Annotated in this window: 15 protein-coding genes; 8 read left to right on the plus strand and 7 right to left on the minus strand. The window is 62.5% G+C overall.

Annotated features, from left to right (window positions below; all coding sequences use genetic code 11):
- Nucleotides 1-48: 48 nt before the first annotated feature.
- Nucleotides 49-4,089, plus strand: coding sequence for a response regulator (locus tag PSV38_RS17525; RefSeq protein WP_300549679.1), 4,041 nt, complete (start codon nt 49-51; stop codon nt 4,087-4,089).
- A gap of 16 nt (nt 4,090-4,105) precedes the next feature.
- Here PSV38_RS17525 and PSV38_RS17530 read toward each other — a convergent pair whose 3' ends face one another.
- From PSV38_RS17530 to mnmE, 3 genes are all read right to left on the minus strand, one after another.
- A complete protein-coding gene (locus tag PSV38_RS17530; RefSeq protein ID WP_300549681.1) occupies nt 4,106-5,164 on the minus strand; it encodes a two-component system response regulator in 1,059 nt (352 codons plus the stop codon).
- 33 nt (nt 5,165-5,197) lie between these two features.
- Nucleotides 5,198-5,665 carry a cyclic nucleotide-binding domain-containing protein gene (locus tag PSV38_RS17535; protein ID WP_300549683.1) on the minus strand — a complete coding sequence of 156 codons (468 nt, stop codon included), beginning with the start codon at nt 5,663-5,665 and terminating at the stop codon, nt 5,198-5,200.
- A 107-nt stretch (nt 5,666-5,772) separates the two neighbouring features.
- A complete protein-coding gene (gene mnmE / locus PSV38_RS17540; RefSeq protein ID WP_300549716.1) occupies nt 5,773-7,194 on the minus strand; it encodes a tRNA uridine-5-carboxymethylaminomethyl(34) synthesis GTPase MnmE in 1,422 nt (473 codons plus the stop codon).
- 134 nt (nt 7,195-7,328) lie between these two features.
- Here mnmE and PSV38_RS17545 point away from each other — a divergent pair, with 134 nt between their 5' ends.
- Complete coding sequence (locus PSV38_RS17545) at nt 7,329-8,312, plus strand: sterol desaturase family protein (RefSeq protein ID WP_300549685.1); 984 nt, start codon at nt 7,329-7,331, stop codon at nt 8,310-8,312.
- Between the two features lie 88 nt (nt 8,313-8,400).
- Entirely contained in the window at nt 8,401-8,529 is a 129-nt protein-coding gene (locus tag PSV38_RS17550) for a hypothetical protein (protein WP_300549687.1), read from the plus strand.
- 103 nt (nt 8,530-8,632) lie between these two features.
- On the opposite strand, the gene yidC is transcribed toward PSV38_RS17550, so the two are convergent.
- The 4 genes from yidC to rpmH form a co-directional block, all read right to left on the minus strand.
- Nucleotides 8,633-10,324 (minus strand): membrane protein insertase YidC, encoded by a 1,692-nt coding sequence (gene yidC / locus PSV38_RS17555; RefSeq protein WP_300549688.1) that lies wholly within the window; start codon nt 10,322-10,324, stop codon nt 8,633-8,635.
- Nucleotides 10,321-10,626, minus strand: coding sequence for a membrane protein insertion efficiency factor YidD (gene yidD, locus PSV38_RS17560; RefSeq protein WP_300549690.1), 306 nt, complete (start codon nt 10,624-10,626; stop codon nt 10,321-10,323). The genes yidC and yidD overlap by 4 nt, the downstream gene beginning before the upstream one ends.
- The gene (locus tag PSV38_RS17565) at nt 10,623-11,126 is read right to left on the minus strand and encodes a ribonuclease P protein component (protein ID WP_300549691.1); all 504 of its coding nucleotides are present in this window, start codon (nt 11,124-11,126) and stop codon (nt 10,623-10,625) included. The genes yidD and PSV38_RS17565 overlap by 4 nt, the downstream gene beginning before the upstream one ends.
- An 85-nt stretch (nt 11,127-11,211) precedes the next feature.
- Entirely contained in the window at nt 11,212-11,346 is a 135-nt protein-coding gene (rpmH, locus tag PSV38_RS17570; RefSeq protein ID WP_290661081.1) for a 50S ribosomal protein L34, read from the minus strand.
- A 261-nt stretch (nt 11,347-11,607) separates the two neighbouring features.
- On the opposite strand from rpmH, the gene dnaA reads away from it, so the two are divergent.
- From dnaA to gyrB, 5 genes are all read left to right on the plus strand, one after another.
- On the plus strand, nt 11,608-13,143 hold the full coding sequence (gene dnaA, locus PSV38_RS17575) for a chromosomal replication initiator protein DnaA (RefSeq protein ID WP_300549694.1): 1,536 nt from the start codon (nt 11,608-11,610) through the stop codon (nt 13,141-13,143).
- 245 nt (nt 13,144-13,388) lie between these two features.
- On the plus strand, nt 13,389-14,513 hold the full coding sequence (gene dnaN / locus PSV38_RS17580; RefSeq protein WP_300549696.1) for a DNA polymerase III subunit beta: 1,125 nt from the start codon (nt 13,389-13,391) through the stop codon (nt 14,511-14,513).
- Nucleotides 14,514-14,602: 89 nt separating this feature from the next.
- The gene (locus PSV38_RS17585; RefSeq protein ID WP_300549698.1) at nt 14,603-15,592 is read left to right on the plus strand and encodes a PEP-CTERM sorting domain-containing protein; all 990 of its coding nucleotides are present in this window, start codon (nt 14,603-14,605) and stop codon (nt 15,590-15,592) included.
- Nucleotides 15,593-15,611: 19 nt separating this feature from the next.
- A complete protein-coding gene (locus PSV38_RS17590) occupies nt 15,612-16,523 on the plus strand; it encodes a PEP-CTERM sorting domain-containing protein (protein ID WP_300549699.1) in 912 nt (303 codons plus the stop codon).
- A gap of 108 nt (nt 16,524-16,631) precedes the next feature.
- Complete coding sequence (gyrB, locus tag PSV38_RS17595; RefSeq protein WP_300549700.1) at nt 16,632-19,196, plus strand: DNA topoisomerase (ATP-hydrolyzing) subunit B; 2,565 nt, start codon at nt 16,632-16,634, stop codon at nt 19,194-19,196.
- Nucleotides 19,197-19,801: the final 605 nt, after the last annotated feature.

The following is a 19,801-nucleotide window of genomic DNA, read 5'->3' on the forward strand; positions in this document are numbered from 1 at the left end:
ATCAAGAGAAGGCACACTGACCGAACTAATAATCCGGAGAGCATGCCCATGGAGGCTTCGGCAACACCCCTGCAGGGCAGATCCGCCAACGCCCACCAGCGGTGGGGTGCTGTGGCCTTGCTCTGGACCGCGCTGGTGGGAGGTGGGGCCTTCTGGCTGATCCAGCAAGACATTGACGACCACCGTGTCGAACAGTTGCAAAGCTCGCGGCACCGTTTGGACAGCCTGAGCGACTCGCTCACCTTCACCTTCCAACAACTGCAGGCCCTGCCCCGAGCCCTTGGGCGACAGATCGCCGTGCACCAATTCCTGAAGGACTCGGTGGTCGAGAATTCGGCCACCTTGACCGAGGACGACCGCCCGGGGCTGCAGGCCGCGCTGTCCAAACGCAACGATGTGCGCGAGATCTCGCAACTCATGCGCCAGACCGCCGACGATTTCAACATTCACGACATCTACCTGATCGACCGCTTTGGCACCGTGGTGGCCAATGCGCGCCTGAAAGAGGCTGTCAATGTGTTGGGCGCCAACTTCAAAACAAGGCGCTACTTCAACGACACCCTCGAAAGCGGCAACGGCACGCAATTCGCCGTGGGCCGCATCACCCGCATCCCGGGCTTCTTCTTCGCCACTCGCGTGGACCAGAACGACGCGACCGCCGGCGTCATCGCCATCAAGCAGCCCCCCGAAGCCCTGCAACGCCTGTTCGACGACCCACATCGCCTGCTGTTCATCACCGACACGCAGGGCGTGGTGCTGGTGGGCAGCCACGGCATCGAAACACTCAAGCGCGCGCCCATGCAAGGGCCGATGACCATGGATCCCGTGCAGGCCGAGCGCCTGTACATGCGCAAGCTCCAGGACTTGCCATGGGCCTCGGCCCCACTGAAGGTCAGGGACCACGCCGTCACCCAGGTCACCATCGAAGGGCAACGCTACCTGGCCCAGCAACAAGCCCTGTCTTACGGCGGACTGACCGCCTGGACCTTGAGCCCGCTGGAGAATGAAAGCACCACCGTGCTGAGCTGGTTGGCCGCCGCTGCGCTGGTGCTGGTGTCCGGCTACTGGGCCATGGCCCACCTGCGCCAGCGTTCGCACCGCCTGCACGAGCTGACGCAGGCCCAGACCGCCCTGAGCAGCATGGCGCACGCCCTGCCACTGGTGGTGTTTCGCTACGAACAACCGGCCCAGGGCCGGGGACACTTCACCTTCATTGGACAAGGCCTCAAGGCAGTGCTGGGGGTGGACGCCGCCGCACTGTCAGAGGATCCCGAACTGCCCTGGCGCCTGGCCGGGCAGGCCGCCCTGCTCCCGCCCACCGACTGCATCGAGTTCCCTGTCACCCTGTCAGGCAAGAGCGGCTGGGTGCGCTGCGAAGGCACCCCCACCCGCCACGACAACGGCGACATCACCTACAACGGCTACTGGCAGGATGCCACTGAGCAAAAACAGGCCCAGGCCCGCTCGGAGGCCGTGTTCAACCACGCGCCGCTGGGCTTCCTCTTCTTTGATGAGCAGAACCAGATCACCCGGGCCAACGCCGCCGCCATCGCCATGTTCGGTGCCAGCAGCGAGCAGGCCCTGCTGGGCTTGCAGCCCTCGGCCCCACCGCTGAGCCCGCCCATTGCCAAGGACGACCTCGCCCTGCAGCAAAGCACCAGCGCCATCTTGCAGAAGATCGGCCAGCGCGAGATCTTTCGCTTTGAGTGGAAACACAACCGGCTGGACGGCGAACAGTTCGACGCCGAGATGGTCGCCATCCCCTTTGAAGACCGTGGCCAGCGCCAACTCTGCATCATCATGCAGGACATCACCCCGCGCAAACAGGCCGAGACCGCCATGCGCCAAGCCAAGTTGGCCGCCGAGGCCGCCATGCACGCCAAGTCGCGCTTCCTGGCCAACATGTCGCACGAGATCCGCACCCCCATGAACGCCGTGATGGGCATGACCCACCTGGCCTTGATGGAAGACCTGTCCGGCCGCGCCCGCAACTACGTCGAAAAGGCCCACCGTGCTGCGGGCAACCTGCTGCAAGTGCTGAACGACATCCTCGATGTGTCCAAGATCGAATCCGGCAAGCTCACCCTGGAGTCGGCCGACTTCCAGCTCGAACAGGTCATCAACAACATGGCCGACGTGCTGGGTGTGCGGGCCGAAGAAAAAGGCCTGGAGCTGCTCTTCACGGCCGACCCCGACATCCCCACCTCGCTGGTGGGTGACCCCATGCGCCTGGGCCAGATCCTCATCAACCTGGGCACCAACGCCATCAAGTTCACCGAGCGCGGCGACGTCCTGATCGGGGTCGAAGTGCGCCGCCTGGAGGCCGACCGAGTCGAGCTGCACTTCTGGGTGCGCGACAGCGGCATCGGCATGTCCTCCGAGCTGCTGGAGCGCCTGTTCCAACCCTTCACGCAAGGCGACAGCTCCACCACGCGGCAATACGGCGGCACCGGCCTGGGCCTGACCATCTCGCGCCAACTGGTCGAGATGATGGGCGGCAAAATCTGGGTCGACAGCCAGGTGGGCAAGGGCTCCACCTTCCACTTCACCACGCGCTTCGGCCTGCAATCGCAGCCCCTGCCGCGCCGCGCCCTGCTGGCCAGCGAGTTGCATGGCCGACGCGTGCTGCTGGTGGACGACAACCCCACCGCGCGTGAAGTGCTCGGCGACATGATGCGCCGCCTGGGTTTGAACGTTGAAGTGGCCAGTGATGGCGAGCAAGCGCTGATGAGCATGCGCCAAGCGCAGCAGACCGGCCTGCCCCATCACCTGCTGCTGACCGACTGGAAGATGCCAGGCATGGACGGCATCGCCTTCGCCCGCCAAGCCCTGAGCCTGCCGCCCGAGCACCGCCCCTGCGTGCTGCTGGTCACCGCCTTCGCCCGCGACGAAGCCCTGCGCGCCGCCGAAGGCGTGGGCCTGGCCGGTGTGCTGAACAAACCCGTCACGCCCTCCACCCTGCACGACAGCATCTCGCGCGCCCTGGGCCAGCACGTGGAGGTGCCCACCACCGCTCACCACACCAGCAAAGTGCTGGAAGTGGCGCAACGCCAGTTGGCGGGCGCCCGCCTGCTGCTGGTGGAAGACCAGCCCTTGAACCAGGAGCTGGCCTGCGACCTGCTGGAGCGTGCCGGCATCCAGGTCGTCACCGCGATGAACGGCCGCGAAGCACTGGACAAGCTGGAAAGTGGCGCCCAGTTCGACGGCATCCTCATGGACTGCCAGATGCCCGTGATGGACGGCTACACCGCCACCGAACGCATCCGCGCCCGGCCTGAATGGCAGAACCTGCCCATCATTGCCATGACCGCCAGCGCGATGGCCTCCGACCGCGACCGCGTGCTGCAAAGCGGCATGAACGACCACATCACCAAGCCCCTCGACCTGGGCCAGATGTTCAACATCATGGCCCGCTGGATCATCCCCGCGCACCCCGCGTCCAATCCCAAGGCCAGCCACCAGCTGCACCTTGAAAAAGCCCATGGCCTGAACCCCGAAGCCGCGCTCACCACGCTGGACACCGGCGACGGCATCGCCCGCTGCATGGGCAACCTCGACCTGTACCGCCGCCTGCTCAAAGGCTTCGACAAAACCCAGCAAGACTTTGGTCCGCTGTTCTTGCAAGCCCTGCGCGAGCAAGACCTTGAGCTCGCCTTGCGGCAGGCCCACACCCTCAAGGGCCTGGCCGGCAACATCGGTGCCATGGCCTTGCAGCACGCGGCCGGTGAACTGGAAGGCGTCTGCCAGCCTGATGCAACAGCGTCTGAGGTGGAGGTCGCCCTGGCCCAGACCCTGTCCGCCCTGAGCGCGGTGCGCATCGACATCCGTTCACTGGTCCAACCCGGCCAGACCGACACGGTGGACGCCCGCCAGACGCTGCGCGACCCGGCCATCCAGGGCCAGTGGCTGAAGCTATCCCAATTGATCAACGACAACGATGCCCAGGCGCAAGACCTGATACAGGACCTGGTCGATGGCTGGCCTCGCCTGGTGCAACTGGCCACCGTCCGCGAGTTGTGCGAGGCCCTCGGCCGCTATGACTTTGATGCGGCCGGCACGGCGCTCAGGGCCTTGCGGCAAGGGGCCTGATCCGCCGCGGGGCCACTCACTGGTCCGTCATCGCCCCACGGTCATCGGAATACAGCTCCATGACCTTGAGGATCTCAAACTGCTGCTGGAAGAAGCAGTCCAGGAGCGTGGGGTCGAAGTGCGAGCCCTTCTGGTCGGCCATGATGGCCAGGGACTCGGCGGCGGGCAGAGGCGGCTTGTAAGGCCGACGCATCATCAAGGCATCGAACACATCGGCAATCGCCACGATGCGGCCATACAGCGGGATTTGTTCGCCCTTCAAGCCCTGCGGGTAACCGGTGCCGTCCCACTTTTCATGGTGGGTGAGCGCGATGGCGCGGGCCGTGGCCAGCAACTCATTGTCGTGTCGCCCGATGATGTCAGCGCCGATCTGCGCATGCTGGCGCATCAGCACCCACTCGTCCTCGGTCAGCGGGCCGGGCTTGAGCAGGATGCGATCGGGCACGCCAATCTTGCCCAGGTCGTGCATGGCCGCAGTCTGGAACACCAGTTGAACGGCCTCCGGGCCCAACCCCGCCTGCTGCGCCACCAGGCGAGCAATGTGGCTCATGCGCACCACGTGGTTGCCCGTTTCGTTGTCCTTGAACTCGGCGGCACGGCCCAGACGGCGAATGATCTGCTGGCGCGTGGCCACCAGCTCAGCCGTGCGCTGCGCCACCATGCGCTCCAGCTCTCGTGACTGGTCGTACAGCGCCAGATGCGTGCGCACCCGCGCCTGCACCAGCGGCGGGCTGATCGGCTTGGAGATGTAATCGACCGCGCCCATGGCCAGGCCCAGGCTCTCGTCCTCGATCGTGGTCATGGCCGTCACGAAGATGATCGGGATGCGGCGGCGGTCCGGGTTGGCCTTGATGCGCTGGCACACCTCCAGACCACTCAGGTCCGGCATCATGATGTCCAGCAGGATCAGGTCTGGCGGCTCGTCTGAATAGGCGATCTTCAGGGCCTTCTCACCCGAGGTGGCCACCTTGATCCGGTACTCTTGTCCCAACACCCGCGACAGCAACTCGATGTTCTGGGGTGAATCGTCAGCCACTAAAATCGTGGGGCGGCGTAACTCTTGACTGATCAACATCCTGACCCACCTCCCTCATTTTTTTGAGGCGCTTCAGGCAGACGGCACCTGGCGCTGTAGATTGGCCCGCATGCGCATGGCCATGACACCACCGGCCGCGCGCATCACTTCCACGGCCACGCCCGGCACCCGGGCAATCAACTCTTCAAAACGCTGCAGGCGCAAGGCAAAAATCACACACCCGGTCATGGCCTCGATGTTGGCCATGCGCGGTGTGTCGGCAAACAAACCCGGCTCGCCACACATCGATCCTGGCCGCAAGATGGCAATGCGCGCCGCCCCCGGCACCCCACCGGTGACAAACACCTGCAAGGAGCCCTGCCCGAGGAAGTACACAGTGCGGTCATGGTCACCTTGCTTGACCAGCAAATCGCCCGAGCGCAATTCGTGGCGGGTCAGGTATTGGCAAAACGTCCGCCATTGCTGAGCGTCCAGACGCGGCCGAAAGACGTCTTCGGTGTTCAGTGTCTGGATGGCCTGAACCAGTTCAGTGACTTCCATCTTTTCCTCAAATTGCGCTGCAGCGCACAATCGCCCAAATTTATACGATCCGGCCGGGCTCGTGGTGGCTATTTAGCAGCAGCCCGCCATGGCCCACGCCACACAGTTCATTTACCGATGCAGAAGCGGGTGAAGATCTCACCCAGCAGGTCGTCCGCCGAAAACGCCCCGGTGATCGTGCCCAGGGCGTTATGCGCTAGGCGCAGTTCCTCGGCCAGCAAGTCCAGCGCGCCATCGGCCAGGGCCGCGTGACCTTGCGCGCCGTCCAGGTGCTCACTGGCCAAGCGCAGGGCCTGCACATGCCGCTGTCGGGCGATGAACACGCCCTCGGGCGCGGCCGTCCACCCGGCCTGCTCCAGCAACAAGCGGCGCAGGGCTTCCAAGCCATCCCCCGTCTTGGCCGACAAGGCCAGCATCCGCCCCTCAGGTTCGTGCGCCAGGGACTGCAGGTCGGCCACCCCCACGCTGTCGGCCTTGTTGAACACGTGGATCACCGGCACGCCAATCGGCAGCTTGCCCGCGATCTGCACATCGGCCGCCACATAGGCCGCGTCCTCGCTGCGGGTCAGGTCGTGCAGAAACAGCACCGCGTCGGCCTGGGCGATGGCCTCCCAGCTGCGCGCCATGCCGATGCGCTCGACCTCGTCGCTGGCCTCGTGTTCGGCGCGCAGCCCGGCGGTGTCCACCACGTGCAGCGGCACGCCTTCGATCTGGATGGTCTGGCTGACCTTGTCGCGCGTGGTGCCCGCGATCGGGGTGACGATGGCCAGCTCAGCCCCCGCCAGTGCGTTGAGCAGCGAGCTTTTGCCCGCGTTGGGTTGGCCGGCCAGCACCACCTGCAGGCCTTCGCGCAGCAAGGCGCCCTGTTTGGCCTGCTGCAACACCTGGTCCAGGGTGGCCGCCACGCGGTTCAAGCGGCCGCGCGCATCGGCTTTTTCCAAAAAGTCGATTTCTTCTTCCGGAAAATCCAGCGTCGCCTCGACCAGCATGCGCAGGTTGATTAACTGGTCGCGCAACAGCTCGATCTGTTTGGAAAACGCGCCGCCCAGGGATCGGGTGGCCGAACGCGCGGCCGCCTCGGTGCTGGCGTCGATCAGGTCGGCGATGGCCTCGGCCTGGGCTAGGTCGATCTTGTCGTTCAAAAAGGCGCGCTGGGTGAACTCGCCGGGCTCGGCCACGCGCAGGCCGGGCAGGCGTTCGCGGCCCGTCGCGCCATCCAACTCCCGGGATGCTTCCAGGCAGCGCGCCAGCAGCAACTGCAGCACCACCGGGCCGCCGTGGGCCTGCAATTCCAGCACGTCCTCACCGGTGAAGCTGTGCGGCCCCGGGAAGTAAATCGTCAGGCCGTGGTCGATGGCCTCGCCTTTCGCATCGCGGATGGGCCCGTAAGTGGCCAGCCTGGGCGTCAGTGCGCGACCGCACAAGGCTTGGGCCAAGGGCGCCAAACCCTGGCCCGACACCCGCACGATCCCCACGGCGCCCCGGCCAGGCGCGGTGGCCACCGCCACGATCGGACTGCTGCGATCCATCAACGACATGCTGCTGTTCACTTTCTTTCACCCGGGAAGAGACCGATTGTCCCCCCTGGGGAAGCCCCTCTGCGCATGAAACGCGCCGCGTCATAAACTCGGTGGGTCTATCACGAGCAGTTCATGGAGTCGTCGTGTTCAAACTCCTCGCCAGTTGGGGCTTTCTTGTCGGTTCAGTGCTCGGAGGCATCGCCGCCGTGCTGCACTTCGGCTTCGACCCCGGCCGGGTCTTCATGTACTACCTCGGGCCCTATTACCTGGTCTGCACCCTGATGCAGTACGTTTGGCCCGAGCAGCCCAACCGGTTCGAGAAGGGCGAGGTCCTGACCGACACCATCAGCAACGGTGCCATGGTGGCGGTGGGCAGCATCCAGAATTTCCTGACCCACGCCCTGATCGCCGCCACGGGTTCGGGCTTGCTGTTTCACTTCGGCGTGCTTGATGACAGCCTTGCCGCGCGCCACCTTCCCCTGGCCGTGCAGGTGCTGATCTCGTTTCTGACCTTCGACTTCATGTTCTACGTCACGCACCGCCTGGCGCACGAGGTCGACTTTTTCTGGCGCATGCACAGCGTGCACCACTGCGCGCACCGGCTGAGCGTGCTCAACGCCAGCCGAGCCCACCCGATCGACCTGATCTGGCGCCGCATCGTGCCCGCCTTCGTGGTGTTCCAGACCGGCGTCAGCCAGGAGGCCTTCATCATGAGCGGCGTGATCGGCAGCGTGCTGGCCACCATCACCCACATGAACGTGAACTTCAAGTTCGGCATCCTGAACTACGTCATCGGCACGAACGAAGTGCACCGCTGGCACCACTCCAACAACATCGACGAGGCCAAGAACTTCAGCGTCTTCATGCTGTGGGACCACCTCTTCGGCACCTTCGTGTTGCCCAAAGGCAAGAGCCGACCTGCCCACTTGGGCCTGTTCAACGAGAACTTCTACCCCCTCCACAATTTCTGGGGCCAGTTGTTCGTGCCCTGGAACTGGAAGCGCATGAAGGCCCGGCAATTGGCGGCCGAAACGGCCCAGGCCTCCCCCGCCAATCCTCGTCCGGCCAGCCCGCCATCGTCCACGACGACATCAAACACGCCGGACGGTGAAGGTGTGATCGCCTGAAATGGCCCTGGGGCGCGTCATGCGCCTGTCATGCTCAAACATGACCATGCTGGTTCACGCCCATGGGCGACAAACCAGGAGCTTGGTCATGATCCACACCCTCAACGACTGGCTGATGTTCAACAGCCAGTCGCTGTCCGACCCACCACTGTGGCCGCTGGCCCTGGCCGCCCTCTGCGCCGCCGCCATGATCCTCAGCCGCCGCATTGGCGACTGACTCGCTCACTGACTGACTGAAAACGCCCGCGCACAAAAAAGCCGCCTGGTCGCAAGACCAAGGCGGCTTTTTCAAACTCAGGGCCTTTCAGCCCCGTGCCTGCTCACTTGGCAGCCGTGGCCGCCTCGATCTTGCGGTTGATCGTCCATTGCTGGGCGATCGACAAGATGTTGTTGGTCAGCCAGTACAGCACCAGCCCTGAGGGGAAGAAGAAGAACATCACCGAGAACAGCATCGGCATGATCCACATCATCTTGGCCTGAATCGGATCCGGTGGCGTTGGGTTCAACCAAGTCTGCAGCAGGGTCGAGGCCGTCATCAGCGCAGGCAGCACGAAGAACGGATCTTTCACCGACAGGTCATGGATCCAGCCAATCCAGGGCGCGTTGCGCATCTCCACGCTGGACAGCAGCACCGAGTACAGCGAGATGAACACCGGGATCTGGATCACGATGGGCAGGCAGCCGCCAATCGGGTTGACCTTCTCTTCGCGGTAGATCTTCAGCATTTCCTGCTGCATCTGCTGCGGGTTGTCCTTCAGGCTTTCGCGCATGGCCTGAATGCGCGGGTTCAACGCCTTCATCTTGGCCATCGATTGGTAAGCCTTGGCGTTCAGCCAGTAGAAGGCCGCCTTGAGCAGCACCACCAGCGCCACGATCGCCCAGCCCCAGTTGCCGATCAGTTTGTGCAGTTGGTCCAGCAGCCAGAACAAAGGCTCGGCCAGCACGCGTTGCCAACCGTAGTCCTTCACCAGTTCCAGACCGGGCGCCAGCGCCGACAGTTTGTTTTCTTCCTGCGGGCCCACAAACAGGATCGCGTCAAAGGATTTGCTCTGGCCAGCGGCCAGGTCGCCCAGCGGGAACAACATGCCGGTGCGGTACAGATTGGGGCCGGTCTTGTCGACAAAGAAGGTGCGGGGCGCGGCATCGTTGTGCAACCAGGCCGAGGCAAAGTAATGCTGCACCATGGCCACCCAGCCGTGGGTGTCGCTCTTCTCGAACTCCGCGGTGTTCTCATTCAAGTGGGTGAAGTCCACCTTCTGGTACTTGGCCTTGGCCGAGTAAATGGCCGGGCCGGTGTAAGCCGTCGGGCCCATCAGGAAGGCGGGGCCGGCCTGCACAGGCTGCGTGCCGTCACGCGTCAACTGCAGGTAGAGCTGCGGGTGCACCGTGGCGGCCGAGCCATTCACCACCTCTTGCCTGACGCCAATGGCGTAGTCGCCGCGCTTGAAGGTGTAGGTCTTGAGCAGCTTCACCCCATCGACCGGGGCCGATTCCAGCTTGACCACCAGCGTGTCGGCGCCATTGGCCAGCGCGCGCTCGGGCGTCACGATCGTCATCGGCGTCAGGTGGTTGGGCAGGCGCTCGGCGCTGCCGGCACCGATCAGGCCGGTTTGCGCCACATAGGTGTGGTTCGCGGTCTGGTTGAGCACCACCATGTTCTTGCTGGCGTCATCCTGGTCCAGGTGCTTGAGCAGCTCAACCTTGACCACATCGCCGCCCTGCGTGTTCAAGGTGATCTTGGCCACGTCGGTGGTGAAGGTCACCAGCTCATGCGCGGCAGGTGCCGAAGCCGCGGCAGCAGCAGGGGCGGTGGCGGAGCCGCCTGTGGCGACAGCGGTGGGCAGGCTGGCCGCACCACTGCCCGCGCCCTGAGGCTCTGCGGCGGCCGTGGCTTGAGGCGCCGGTGGCGCGAACAGGGAAGGTTGGCCGGTGTGGCGCAACCAACCATCCCACATCATCAACAGTGAGACGGCAAACACCGACCACAACAGGGTGCGACGCAAATCATTCATGGGTGAGCTTGGTCTGACGGAGTGTTGGAAGAAGAAGCGAAAGAGAACAGCCCCACGCGCCGGTCAGGCACGGGGTCATGCCCGCCCGGACACCCCGGGTGACAGCGCACAAGGCGCCGCGCCGCCAGGTAAGTGCCCGCCGCCGGGCCATGGCGCTCAAGCGCCTGCACGGCGTACAGGGAACAGGTGGGGGTGAAGCGGCAAGCCGAGCCCAACCAGGGACTCAGGAAAAACCGATAGCCCTTGACCAGGGCCAGGAGCACCGCGAGTATCCCAGACCTGAGCCACCGAATTGGGCTCATGGCCGGGATTTGGCGCACAGCGCCGTCCACAGGGTGTCCAGTTCCAGGCGCACCACACGACTCAAAGCGTCGGAGGCGGCGCTGGGGAACTGCTGTCGGTCAAAAGGCGCACGCAGGCGCAGCACCCAGGCATCGGCCGGGTGCTGTTGGGCCCAGCCGCTCAGGGCCACGCCGGGGGCATGGCGGACGACGGACGCACGCGCCTGGTGGCGCAGCAAAGAGCGCGTCACTGAACGGCGCGCCAGTTTTTTGGGCAGCACCAAGCCGAGTCGCCAGCCTGGCAACTCGGTCAATGTGGAAGACTCATCCACACACACGGCATCCTCCAAGGCCAGGGCTGTTGACAACTCTGGTTCAAAGGACGTGGAAGGTGCGGCAGTGGCCGCCAACTTTGCGTCGGTGTGTGGCAAGTGGTGCAGCACAAAATGGGTTGTGCGCGCCACCGGACGGGTGCCCAGAGCCTTTTGGAAGTCGGCCGCTTTCAGGCTGGCGCTGCGCACGGCGGTCTAACAGACAAGCCAACGGGCCTGCATGCACGCATGCCGCCCAGGTGTCGGATCAGTTGCCTGGATCAGACCAGCGAACTCAGACGGCCAGACGAGCGCGGCCCTTGGCGCGGCGTGAGTTGATGACCTTGCGGCCACCCTTGGTCTTCATGCGGACCAGGAAACCGTGGGTGCGGGCGCGGCGGGTCTTGGAGGGTTGGTAAGTGCGTTTCATGATTAATCCTTCTTCTGCGATTGCTTATTTGCAGTTTTGCAATTTTTTGCCTTGGCGATGCAATTGCCGCGCAAGGATTTCCAGCCCGTGGCCGGTCGAACCCGCGATTACACCAAAACTTCAGGGATTGGTCAACGCCTCAAGCCAAGGGCCTTGGCCACTCCCTTGGACAACCCTGGGTAAAAATCTGTGGATAACCTGTGTGGTCAGGCTCTGGCCGCCCTTAGAATTGTCGGCCCACTTCAGGACTTGTCCACACCCATGAGTGCGTTTGAATCCAGCGCCGCCAGCCAACCCTCCGCCGACCTGGCCAGCCTGTGGCAACGCAGTTGCGAGCGCCTGGCCACCGAGCTGCCCGAACAGCAGTTCAACACCTGGATCCGCCCCCTGCCGCCCGCCGAAGTCAGCCTTCAAGACGGCCACACCGTGGTCAGCGTTCGCGTGGCCAACCGTTTCATGCTGGACTGGATCCGCACGCAGTACAGCGCCCGCCTCGAAAACATCGTCGGCGAGCTCACGGGTGGCCCGGTCAAAATCGACCTGGCCCTGGCAGTGCGCGCCGCGGCGCCGCGCCCCACCATGGCCATGCCCGGTCAGGGCAACCCCCATGGATTGAGCCTGCCGGCCAATGCGCAGCCCGGCGGCTACCAGGCTTACAACGGCCCTTCGGTCAACATCCCGCAGGGCCCCGCCAGCTACAGCCCCGGCCAAGGTTATCAACAGCCTCACCGCCCTCAGGAACACCAGCAGGGCCATGGCCACCGTGCCCACCCGCAGGTCATGGGCCTGAACCCCGCCCTCACCTTCGACACCCTGGTGCCCGGCCGCGCCAACCAGATGGCCCGCACAGCCGCCCTGCATGTGGCCGGCGCCCCCGGCCACATGTACAACCCGCTGTTCATCTATGGCGGCGTCGGCCTGGGCAAAACGCACTTGATGAACGCCGTGGGCAATGCCCTGCTGGCCGACAAGCCCGATGCGCGCATCCTCTACCTGCACGCAGAGCAGTTCATCTCCGACGTGGTCAAAAACTACCAGCGCAAAACCTTTGACGAACTCAAGGCCAAGTACCACAGCCTTGATCTGCTGCTGATCGATGACGTGCAGTTCTTCGCGGGCAAGGACCGCACGCAAGAAGAATTCTTCAACGCGTTCGAGGCCCTGCTAGCCAAGAAGGCGCACATCATCATGACCAGCGACACCTACCCCAAGGGCCTGGTCAACATCGACGAGCGCCTGACCTCCCGCTTCGACGCCGGCCTCACCGTGGCCATCGAGCCGCCAGAGCTGGAAATGCGCGTGGCCATCCTGATCAAGAAGGCCGAAGTCGAGGCCATCACCATGCCGGAAGACGTGGCCTTCTTCATCGCCAAAAACGTGCGCGCCAACGTGCGCGAGCTGGAGGGGGCCCTGCGCAAGGTGCTGGCCTTCTCCAAGTTCAACCACAAAGAAATCACCATCGCCCTGGCGCGCGAGGCCCTGAAAGACCTGCTGTCCATCCAGAACCGCCAGATCAGCGTCGAGAACATCCAGAAAACGGTGGCCGATTTCTACAAGATCAAGGTGGCCGACATGTACAGCAAGAAGCGCCCGGCCAGCATCGCCCGCCCGCGCCAGATCGCCATGTACCTGGCCAAGGAACTGACGCAGAAAAGCCTGCCCGAGATCGGTGAACTCTTCGGTGGCCGCGACCACACCACGGTGCTGCACGCGGTGCGCAAGATCGGTGGCGAACGCGGCAAAGACTCCGAGTTGAACCAGCAATTGCACGTGCTTGAACAGACACTCAAAGGCTGATTTAAAACGCATGCCGAAGCAGGCGAGAATGTCAAGCCAACAAGGTTGTGGATAAATAAAGGACAAACACCTGCTTATCCACAGGCCCGGGGCTTTTTCCAAAGTTGTTGTCGGTTGTCCCCAAAACGTTGCCGATGCCATCCACAGGCTTGTCATTGGTCTAAACCATTGATGGAACAAGACAAAATAGCGTTGTGCACAAAAAATGCGGCCCTCTACTACGACGACCAATTTGAAAGACTGAAATGATTGTGTTGAAAGCAGCTCAAGAAAAAGTTCTCTCAGCCCTGCAGGTGGTTGCCGGTATCGTCGAACGTCGCCATACTCTGCCCATCTTGGCCAATGTGCTGATTCGCAAAACGGGCGCATCGGTCGAATTCACCACCAGCGATCTCGAAATCCAAGTCCGCACCGCGGCCCAGCTAGACGGAGACGATGGCAACTACGCCGTCACCGTTGGGGCCAAAAAACTGATCGACATCCTCAAGAGCCTGCCCAGCGACCAACTCGTTTCCCTCACCGCCAACCAGGCCAAGCTCACCCTGCAAGCTGGCAAAAGCCGCTTCACCCTGCAGACCCTGCCCGCCGAAGACTTCCCCCTCGTGCAAGAGGCCGTTGATTTCGGACCGGCCTTCAGCGTGCCGCAAAAGACGCTCAAGAGCCTGATCGGCCAGGTCCACTTCTCGATGGCGGTGCACGACATCCGCTATTACCTCAACGGCATCCTGTTCGTCGCCGAAGGCAAGACCTTGACCCTGGTCGCCACCGACGGCCACCGACTGGCCCTGGCGCAAGCCACGCTGGAAGTCGAGATGCCCAAGCAGGAAGTCATCCTGCCGCGCAAGACGGTGCTCGAGTTGCAACGCCTGCTGAAAGACGACCCCAAGGGTGCCGAAGAAGAACAGCAGATCGAAATGCGCTTTGCCGGCAACCAGGCCAAGTTCAATTTCGGCGGTCTTGAGTTCGTGACCAAGCTGGTCGAGGGCAAGTTCCCCGACTACAACCGCGTCATCCCCAAGAACCACAAGAACCACATCACCTTGGGCCGCGCCACCTTGCTGTCCAGCCTGCAACGTGCGGCCATCCTGACGAGTGAGAAGTTCAAGGGTGTGCGCATCAACATCTCGCCCGGCACCCTGGGCATCGCCTCCAGCAATGCCGAGCAGGAAGAGGCCAAGGAAGAGCTCGAAATCGACTACGGCGGCGATGCCTTCGAGATCGGCTTCAATGTGGGCTACCTGATGGATGTGCTGGCCAACATGAGCCAGGACATGGTGACGGTGTCGCTGCACGACAGCAACAGTTCGGCTTTGATCACCAATCCGGAGATCGAAGGCTTCAAGTACGTCGTGATGCCCATGCGCATTTAAGACATTCAACGAATACCATTCAAACAGGTGATGGCAAGCCAAGGCGTTTGAAGTAGGCTTCACCCCAATCAATTGGGGAGTACCTTGTCATGAAACGCTCATTCGCCTTGTGCGCTGTATTTTTGGCTTGCTGCGGGGCCGCTTCAGCAGACGTCACCGATGTGGCGAATGCATCGACCTCGTTCTCGGGTTTGAACTACACGCTGGTGGACTTGGACCTGAGCGATGGCATCACGCCCTGGATCCAGTTCAACAACAACCATGTGTTGCAGGGCTTCAATCTCAACTATTCGAACATCCAGTTCAACAGCCAAGCCGGGAGCATTTTCAGTGCACCTGCAGGCATGATCACTGCTGACGGCCTGCAGGCTTCGAGCACGCCAGGCGCCAACACCACCAGCAGTCAGCTCAAAGCCGAGAACATCCAGAATCTGCAGTACTTGGGTTCGCCCGATCCGCAGATGGCCTACCAGGGTGCCGTGGTCATGACCACGCATGGCACGGGTGTGGATGGAGAAATGAACGTCCCGGTTCCCTTGCCCGGTGAGTTTGCGTGGACCTTGTCGCCCCATACCTTGTTGATCATTCAAGGCACCGCTCAGGCAAACGTCAGCGTCGATCTCAGCAAGCTGACTCAGGGGGCCTTGCTTCAAGACATCAGCAACAACCTGTATGGGGCAAGACTGGTGTCGTCTGCCGTGCTAACAGCCCAGTTGATGACCAACGCTTTCCTCTCGCCAGACACGGGTGATTTCATCCCTGATCAGCTTGATCAAATGGAAGTGGTGCTTGATGTTGAACAAAGCGTGAGCAGAGATGGCTTGTCCATCCCCGAAGGTGGACTTTTGTCGGACAGCGCCGAGCAGGCTTTCACCATTCAGATGTCCAACGACACCAGCCAATCCTTGGATGGCAACCTGTTCTTCGGGGCCCGCAGTGAGGCGTCCCTCTTTGCCACGGCACCCCTGGTCACCGAAGTGCCCCAGGTGCCCGGCATCCCCGAGCCTGGCACTTATGCCCTGATGGGCCTGGGACTGGGTTTGATTGCTTGGCGCGTGCCGACGCATCGCTACTGCTGATCAAAATAGGAAATTCTCCATGAAAAGCTTCTTCAACCGTGGCCTGGTGGCCGTCTTGTCGGTGTCGGTGTGCTCGGTGGCCTTGGCCTTCGACGGGGTCGCTGTCCAGGCGTCGTCCAATCTCAGCAACCTGAGCTACCAGTTGCAGGATCTGAATGCGCTCGATGGCCTCATCCCGTCGTTCACGCCATCGACCAATCCCGCAGACACCAAGACCAGGTTGTATTCGGGGGCCTACCTCGCCCCTGACTATCCGCCGTCGGTCACCTTCCCGTCCTTGCCCTTCGACAGCAGCAACGAGATCATCACCGGGCCTGATTTCACGGCCTCATCGAAATCAGGCAATGACCTGGCGGTGAAAACCAACCTGATGCTGCCGACCGTGGCAAACGCCGTGCAGACCGCGACGCAGGGCCAGAACCTGGCCGTGGCCGGGGCATCCTCAACCTCCATTTGGACACTCGGGGCCTACAGCCAGGTGACCATCCAAGGAACCATCAACTCGTCCGTCAGTTTCGACATGTCGCAGCTGCTGACCACGAATGCCCCCGCCACGGGGCGCTTGTTGGGTGAAACGAGTTACGCCTATTTTTTCAATTCGCGAGATTCAAACGGCGATTGGGCCTACCTGAGCGGCAGCAGTGGCAACCTGTACATCTACTGGGACGTTGACGATGGCACCCATTCTGGTGGGCGCGATCTCGCCGATTCCAACGCGGCGTCTGCCGACTTCGGCAAATCCTTCAGCTTCACAGCGACCAATGACAGCGCAACCGCCAAACAGGTCTTCCTGGTGTTTTCTGCGGGATCGAATGTGACCTGGTCGCCAGCGAGGGACAACCTGGGCGTGCCAGAGCCTTCTACCTACGCGCTGATGGCCTTGGACCTGGGCCTGATGGCCTGGCGCGTGCGGGCCATCCGCCAAGGCTGATTTCCCAGGGGATGACCCCTGACGACGCCCCGCAAATCAGGGGTGAAAGACGTTAAAATAGGGAGCTCGGACAACCTTGTCCGGGCTCTTTCCTTTTCTGGGCCTCCCATGAGCGACACCCCTCTGAATCCCGAGCAACAACCTGACGTCACGCCCGACCCCATCGTCGTGCCGCAAACCGAGGCGCAAATCTCGGCCGGTTATGGCGAAGGCAGCATCCAGATCCTGGAAGGCCTGGAAGCGGTGCGCAAGCGGCCCGGCATGTACATCGGCGACACGTCCGATGGCACCGGCTTGCACCACTTGGTGTTCGAGGTGGTCGACAACTCCATCGACGAGGCCCTGGCCGGTCATTGCGACGACATCGTCGTGACCATCCACACCGACAACTCCATCAGCGTGACCGACAACGGCCGCGGCATCCCCACCGGGGTGAAGATGGACGACAAGCACGAGCCCAAGCGCTCGGCCGCAGAGATCGCCCTGACCGAGCTGCACGCTGGTGGCAAATTCAACCAGAACAGCTACAAGGTGTCTGGCGGCTTGCACGGCGTGGGCGTGAGCTGCGTGAACGCCTTGAGCAAGTGGTTGCGCCTGACGGTGCGCCGCGATGGCAAGGCCCACCTGATCGAGTTCAAGCAAGGCTTCCCGCAAGACCGCCTGCTTGAAATGCGCGACGACGGCAAAGGCGGCAAGGTTGAAGTCAGCCCCTTGCGCATCACCGGCGACACCGAAAAGCGCGGCACCGAAGTGCACTTCCTACCCGACGACGAAATCTTCAACAACATCGATTTTCACTACGAGATCCTGGCCAAGCGCCTGCGCGAACTCTCGTTTTTGAACAACGGCGTGAAGATCCGCCTGGTCGACGAGCGCAACAACAAGGAAGACAACTTCGCCTACGTTGGCGGGGTCAAGGGCTTTGTTGAATACATCAACACGGGCAAGAAGATCCTCAACCCCACGGTGTTCCACGCGCAGGGCGACAAGCTGTCCGAGTTCGGCACCAATGTGGGCGTGGAAGTGGCCATGCAGTGGAACGAGAGCTACAACGAGAACGTGCTCTGCTTCACCAACAACATCCCCCAGCGGGATGGCGGCACCCACCTGACCGGCCTGCGCGCCGCGATGACCCGCGTCATCAACAAGTACATCGAAGACAACGACCTGGCCAAAAAGGCCAAGGTGGAAGTGGCTGGCGACGATATGCGCGAAGGCTTGGCTTGCGTGGTGTCGGTGAAGGTGCCCGAGCCCAAGTTCAGCAGCCAGACCAAAGACAAGCTGGTGAGCAGCGAAGTGCGCGCCCCGGTGGAAGACATCGTGAGCCGCCTGCTGACCGACTTCCTGCTTGAGAACCCGATCGACGCCAAGATCATTTGCGGCAAGATCGTGGAAGCGGCGCGTGCGCGTGAAGCGGCCCGCAAGGCCCGTGAAATGACGCGCCGCAAGGGCGTGCTCGACGGCATGGGCCTGCCCGGCAAGCTGGCCGACTGCCAAGAAAAAGACCCGGCGATGTGCGAAATCTACATCGTCGAGGGTGACTCCGCCGGAGGCTCTGCCAAGCAGGGCCGCGACCGCAAGTTCCAGGCGATCTTGCCCCTGCGCGGCAAGATCCTGAACGTCGAAAAAGCCCGCTACGAAAAGCTGTTGACCAGCAATGAAATCATCACGCTGATCACGGCCCTGGGCACCGGCATTGGCAAGGGTGGCGGCACGGACGACTTCAACCCGGACAAGCTGCGCTACCACCGCATCATCATCATGACCGACGCCGACGTGGACGGCGCCCACATCCGCACCCTGCTGCTGACCTTCTTCTTCCGGCAGATGCCTGAGCTGGTGGAGCGTGGCCACATCTACATCGCGCAACCGCCGCTGTACAAGGTCAAGCATGGCAAGCACGAGCAGTACCTGAAAGACGCGCACGACCTGGACACCTACCTGATGAAGGTGGCGCTGGACACGGCCTTGATCGAACCCGGCGCGGGCAAGCCCGCCATCAGTGGTGAGCCGCTGGTGGAACTGGCCAAGGCCTATGTGCTGGCCAACGACGTGGTCAAGCGCCTGAGCAAGTGGATGGACGTGGACGCCCTGCGCGCCATGGCCAACGGCCTGACCTTGAACCTCGACACCCTGGAGCAAGCCGAGGCCAGCGCCGTGGCTTTGAAAGCCGGGCTGCATGATGCCGAAGTGACCGCCGAGTTCGACGAGCGCACCGACAAGCACGTGCTGCGCATCAGCCGCATTTACCACGGCAACGTGAAGAGCAGCATCATCACGGCCGACTTCATGCATGGCGCGGATTACGCGGCCCTGAGCACGGCGGGCACGACCTTCAATGGTCTGCTGGGCGCCGATTCGGTGGTGAAGCGCGGTGAAGGCGAGCGCCAGAAGGAAGCGCGCGTGAAGGACTTCCGCGAAGCGATGGCCTGGTTGATCACGCAAGCCGAGAACACCGTGGGCCGCCAGCGCTACAAGGGGCTGGGCGAGATGAACCCATCGCAGTTGTGGGAGACCACGATGGACCCCACCGTACGGCGTTTGCTGCGCGTGCAGATTGAAGACGCGATTGAGGCTGATCGGGTGTTTGTGATGCTGATGGGCGATGAGGTTGAGCCGCGCAGGGAGTTCATTGAGAGCAATGCGCTGCGGGCGGCGAATATTGATGTGTGACGTGTCGGGTGACACGGAAAGTGAAAACTGTGCCAAGTTAGTGAAAAACTACTGACGCAGTTGGTGAAAAGACCCAACAGACCTTGAAAGTTGAAACGCCCGGCATATCCGGGCGTTTTGTTTCGTGGGTATATAGCAGAGACCCTGAGCTGAGAGTCATCTGCCTGTTGCGAATGGCCGGTTTGCAGCGGAGGGAGACAGTTGCCTCCGGGCAGTGAACTCACGGTGACCGCCAGCAAGCCGACCTTTGGTCCGGCAGCTAGCACTAGCATCAGTGTCAGCAATGCGCGGGACAGTTGCCGTCCGTCGAGCCTTGAACGGTAGGGCGGAGTCGATTGGGCGTTTCAGCATTGCAAGTGGGTTACTACCAGCTCATACGCCGTGCGTACAGCTTAAAGTTTTCGGCGAAGAGTTGAAGAAAACGACGGCTTCCCTTAGCGAAGCCTGCCTTCAAAAGGTCAGAAGTCAGCGACTCATCCTCAAGCTCCTGGAACAGCGTTCGTGCCCCTGTGCTGTGCCAGCCTACTCGGCCAACCGGCATCCAGGCAAGCGAGCCTGTCAGAAATTTTGTGTGTGAGGCATAGCATGTCGATAAGGAGCATGAA

Source organism: Aquabacterium sp., assembly GCF_029946005.1.
Lineage (GTDB): Bacteria > Pseudomonadota > Gammaproteobacteria > Burkholderiales > Burkholderiaceae_C > Aquabacterium.

What these genes read in the sequence shown, in the direction of transcription:
- dnaN (WP_300549696.1), top strand. Translation starts at nt 13,389, where the DNA reads ATGATTGTGTTGAAAGCAGCTCAAGAAAAAGTTCTCTCAGCCCTGCAG.
- dnaA (WP_300549694.1), top strand. Translation starts at nt 11,608, where the DNA reads ATGAGTGCGTTTGAATCCAGCGCCGCCAGCCAACCCTCCGCCGACCTG.
- PSV38_RS17590 (WP_300549699.1), top strand. Translation starts at nt 15,612, where the DNA reads ATGAAAAGCTTCTTCAACCGTGGCCTGGTGGCCGTCTTGTCGGTGTCG.
- PSV38_RS17585 (WP_300549698.1), top strand. Translation starts at nt 14,603, where the DNA reads ATGAAACGCTCATTCGCCTTGTGCGCTGTATTTTTGGCTTGCTGCGGG.
- PSV38_RS17550 (WP_300549687.1), top strand. Translation starts at nt 8,401, where the DNA reads ATGATCCACACCCTCAACGACTGGCTGATGTTCAACAGCCAGTCGCTG.
- PSV38_RS17535 (WP_300549683.1), bottom strand. Translation starts at nt 5,665, where the DNA reads ATGGAAGTCACTGAACTGGTTCAGGCCATCCAGACACTGAACACCGAA.
- mnmE (WP_300549716.1), bottom strand. Translation starts at nt 7,194, where the DNA reads ATGGATCGCAGCAGTCCGATCGTGGCGGTGGCCACCGCGCCTGGCCGG.
- PSV38_RS17530 (WP_300549681.1), bottom strand. Translation starts at nt 5,164, where the DNA reads ATGTTGATCAGTCAAGAGTTACGCCGCCCCACGATTTTAGTGGCTGAC.
- yidC (WP_300549688.1), bottom strand. Translation starts at nt 10,324, where the DNA reads ATGAATGATTTGCGTCGCACCCTGTTGTGGTCGGTGTTTGCCGTCTCA.
- PSV38_RS17525 (WP_300549679.1), top strand. Translation starts at nt 49, where the DNA reads ATGGAGGCTTCGGCAACACCCCTGCAGGGCAGATCCGCCAACGCCCAC.
- gyrB (WP_300549700.1), top strand. Translation starts at nt 16,632, where the DNA reads ATGAGCGACACCCCTCTGAATCCCGAGCAACAACCTGACGTCACGCCC.
- yidD (WP_300549690.1), bottom strand. Translation starts at nt 10,626, where the DNA reads ATGAGCCCAATTCGGTGGCTCAGGTCTGGGATACTCGCGGTGCTCCTG.
- rpmH (WP_290661081.1), bottom strand. Translation starts at nt 11,346, where the DNA reads ATGAAACGCACTTACCAACCCTCCAAGACCCGCCGCGCCCGCACCCAC.